The sequence below is a fragment of the Chamaesiphon sp. OTE_20_metabat_361 genome, from assembly GCF_031364565.1.
On sequence record NZ_JANLWO010000577.1, the window covers coordinates 1 to 3,996 of the forward strand.

Annotated in this window: 4 protein-coding genes; all 4 read left to right on the forward strand. The window is 49.0% G+C overall.

Annotated features, from left to right (window positions below; translation table 11 throughout):
• Position 1: 1 nt before the first annotated feature.
• The 4 genes from RMO35_RS16605 to psbM all read left to right on the forward strand — a co-directional run bounded on the left by RMO35_RS16605 (position 2) and on the right by psbM (position 3,803).
• Positions 2-1,336 carry a TIGR03279 family radical SAM protein gene (locus RMO35_RS16605; RefSeq protein ID WP_309742430.1) on the forward strand — a complete coding sequence of 445 codons (1,335 nt, stop codon included), beginning with the start codon at positions 2-4 and terminating at the stop codon, positions 1,334-1,336.
• A 122-nt stretch (positions 1,337-1,458) separates the two neighbouring features.
• On the forward strand, positions 1,459-3,039 hold the full coding sequence (locus tag RMO35_RS16610) for a TolC family protein (protein WP_309742431.1): 1,581 nt from the start codon (positions 1,459-1,461) through the stop codon (positions 3,037-3,039).
• Between the two features lie 164 nt (positions 3,040-3,203).
• Entirely contained in the window at positions 3,204-3,500 is a 297-nt protein-coding gene (locus tag RMO35_RS16615; protein WP_309742432.1) for a 2Fe-2S iron-sulfur cluster-binding protein, read from the forward strand.
• A 186-nt stretch (positions 3,501-3,686) separates the two neighbouring features.
• Positions 3,687-3,803 (forward strand): photosystem II reaction center protein PsbM, encoded by a 117-nt coding sequence (gene psbM / locus RMO35_RS16620; RefSeq protein ID WP_309741687.1) that lies wholly within the window; start codon positions 3,687-3,689, stop codon positions 3,801-3,803.
• Positions 3,804-3,996: the final 193 nt, after the last annotated feature.

Genomic DNA, 3,996 nt, shown 5'->3' on the forward strand with positions numbered 1-3,996 from the left:
GATCCGTCCGGCTATAATTACAGGAGTGATTCCTGATTCGATCGCGGCAGAAATCGGTTTTACCTCTGGCGATCGATTGGTGAAAATCAACGGTCAACAGCCGCGAGATTTGATCGATTATCAATTTTTATGTAGCGATGAAACTTTGGATTTAGAAGTACTCGATGCCAAGGGCAAGTCCCATCAGATCGAGATCGAGAAGGATTACGATGAGGATTTGGGACTAGAATTTGAGTCGGCATTATTCGATGGGCTGATACAGTGCAACAATAAGTGCCCGTTTTGCTTTATCGATCAGCAACCTCCCGGAAAACGCGAATCTTTATATTTTAAAGATGATGATTATCGGTTGAGTTTTTTATACGGCAGTTACCTGACTTTAACCAATCTCACGACCAAAGAATGGGATCGGATCGCTCAGATGCGGCTCTCGCCGCTATATGTTTCCGTCCACGCCACCGAGCCAGAGATTCGATCGCAACTGCTCAAGAACCAGCGGGCGGGCGAAATCATGAATCAATTAGCGTGGTTTCAGTCCCATCGCCTCGAAATTCACGCCCAAGTAGTGCTGTGTCCAGGAATTAATGACGGGGTGCATCTCGATCGCACCATCCGCGATTTGGCAAGTTTCCATCATGGCGATACTCCCGCAGTGGCTTCTGTTGCCGTCGTTCCCGTCGGCTTGACGCGCTTTCGTCCCAACCTCGCCGAACTTGCGCCTGTTACGCCGGAAATTGCCCAAGTTGTTATTGCCCAAGTCGAAGCATTGCAGCAAGAATTTCGGCACCAATTTGGCTCGACTTTCGTCTGGTTAGCTGATGAGTGGTATCTGATTGCAGGCGTCGAATTGCCGCCAAGCGACTACTACGAAGACTATCCCCAACTGGGCAATGGAGTCGGTTCGATTCGGCGGTTTCTCGATGAATTTGCTGAAGAAATCGCCGACTGGGACGTGACCGCGATCGAGCCGCCGCATACCTGCACCTGGGTAGTCGGCAATGCCGTCGAAAATGCCTTCCAACCGATCGTTAAGCAGTTAAATACGATCCCAGGTCTAACGGTCAATTTAGTGGCGATCGCCAGCCAATATTGGGGGCAACAGATGACAGTCACGGGACTATTGACTGGGTACGATCTGATGCAGGAGTTGCCAGGTCGAGATTTGGGCGATCGAGTGCTCATTCCCAGTGTGATGCTCAAACACGACGAAGCGAAGTTTCTGGATGATGTGACGATCGAGCAATTGGCAGCAAAATTGCAAGTTTCTGTAGTACCAGTTGACGGAATTTATGATTTTCTCGAAAAATTAGGGGAAAATAGAGGCGGGGGCGAATAGGTGGTAAGTGGAGCGGACGGTTATATCAGCTTGTATACGGGCGGTAATCGATCGAGATCCAAACCTGACAGCAGTTTTCTAGACTCATCGCCGATGATAACTCTGAAATTAAATTAATCCACATGCTAAATAGACCAATCCCAGGATCGAACCTCAAACTCAGTAGTCACACTCAGTGTCAGCCGATCGGAATCTCACCCGCAGCGCCTCAGACGACTACCGGATGGCAAATAATGTGTATGACAATCGCGCTACTGAGCGGAACGATCCGGACGGAAACTGCCCGCGCCGCAGCGGTTGACGTTGCTAGCAGACAGCAACACTTCCAACTCTCGACCGACACCAGTTCTAGACATGACAATTCGATCCAGATCGCCCAAAATACTACCGCGCCAGCAACTTTTACCAATATTCAGCTACCTAACGATCTCAACCTCCCCAACACCGGGAGTCAGGTGCAGATTACCGGACGCCAATCGATTACCCTCCAGCAAGCGCTCGACATCGCCTTCCGCAACAATCGCCAAGTCCAAGCCGCACGCTTGACTGTCGAGCGCGATCGTCAAGGGATTAATCTTGCCCAAGCCTCTCAAGCCGTGCGAGTCGGATTGTCAAATACAGGGATTACAACTTCTGGATCGCCATTACTAATCGGCGAGCAGCCGCAAATTCCTGGCAGTACCTCTAGCAGTACTGGCATTAATGGCGGTATCACTGCCAATTACACGATTCTCGATGCAGGTCGTAATCAAAGTAGCGTTCGCGCGGCTGAAGAACAAGTTCGGTTTGACAGACTCGATCTGGTGCGTGTCGAACAACTAGTGCGCGGACAAGTCATCGCCGCTTACTACGATCTCCAAGCTGCGGATTCCGCGATTAAAATCAGTCAAGCATCAGTCACCGACGCCACTCGCAGTTTGAACGACGCACAACTCCAAGAGCGTGCTGGAGTAGGGACGAGATTTGACATCCTCACCGCCCAAGTCCAACTCGGTACCGCCAATCAAAATCTCACCAACGCTCAGGCGCAACAGCAAACCGCCCGCAAAAATCTAGCGCAAATACTCGTCGTCGATCAAAATACGGAATTTACCGCCGCCGATCCCGTCCGCGAGCTAGGAACTTGGCAATATTCCCTCGAAGACAGTATCATCCTCGCCTACAAAAATCGACCGGAAGTAGAGCAACAACTGTCCCTCCGTCGCATCAGTCAACAGCAAGAAATTATTGCCGCCTCAGCAGATTCCGCTCAGGTCAATCTGGTAGGCAGCTACGGTTTGGGCAAAAGCATCAGTAGTTCTACTGCCGCGCAAGATAACTACAGCGTAGGCGTTCAGTTGAGCTGGAACTTCTTCGATGGGGGTGCCGCCGCCGCCAATACCAATCGGGAAAAAGTCAGCCAACAGATTTTTGAAAACCAGTTTACAACGACCAGAAATCAAATTCGGTTTCAAGTAGAACAAGCTTACTTTAGCCTCGGCTCTAACCAAAAAAATATCGCCACCTCCGCTCAAGCCCTCAGACAAGCCGAAGAAAGTCTCAAATTAGCCCGTCTGCGCTTTCAAGCTGGGGTGGGTACGCAAACTGATGTCATCGTGGCGCAAACCAACCTTGCTACCGCTCGGGGCAATAACATCACGGCAGTGCTCAACTATAATCGCGCTCTGGCGAATCTGCGCACGGCGACGGTGTTGCCGCAGTAAGAGGAATCAGGGGGTGAGGGGAGTTCGATCGCAACTTTCCGAGTTTGAGATGTGCCTGTGTTTATGTCCGTGGCGATCGAACTCCCCACCTTTACCCCCTTGGCAAAACTGCCAAATATCTTAATAATCCTTAATAGGACATAAATTATTTTAGGGGTATCGAGATGAGTTCGATTAAATTTATCAAAGAGGACAAGGAGATTGTCATCGCAATGGGGTCAAATCTGCGCGAGAAGGCGGTTCAAAACCAAATTGATATCTATACCTTCAAAGGGAAGCTCATGAACTGTGGTGGCTACGGTCAGTGTGGGATGTGTGGCGTGGAGATTGTGGAAGGGATGGAAAATCTCTCGCCCCGGACTGATTTCGAGAACCGCAAACTGGCAAAGAAGCCTGCTAACTATCGCCTTGCATGTCAGACCCTAGTTAATGGCGCTGTTTCTGTCAATACCAAGCCTTAGCTTTGGCTCCAAGTCGCTGGTGAGGAATCTTCGCTCCTCTCTGGTTGCTGGAGGCGATCGTCGCCTTCCCAACTCTAGTAGACTCAGGTCGAGGATGTTAAATCTTTACTTCGCTGTCTAGACCTTCGCTGGAAATGATACTCTAGTATAGGCACTCAATAAAAATACTTTATAGGAATTACTCTTATGCAAACTAACGATTTGGGTTTTGTCGCCAGCCTTTTATTTGTCCTCGTACCGACGATTTTTTTGATTATTCTCTATATTCAAACTAACAGCCGCGATACTGGTTCTGATTCATAGATTATTATATTTTAGACCGATAAAAAAGACTGCCGAAAATTAATTTCCATGCAGTCTTTTTTAATGAATAATTACGACCGATAATCTGGACGATTAGAGTAGTAGAATATTGAGACTCGATCGCATTAGCTATTGCTGAAACCTAGATGGTGGGCACTGCCCACCCTACTCTCTTTCTACTGGTGGGCAGTGC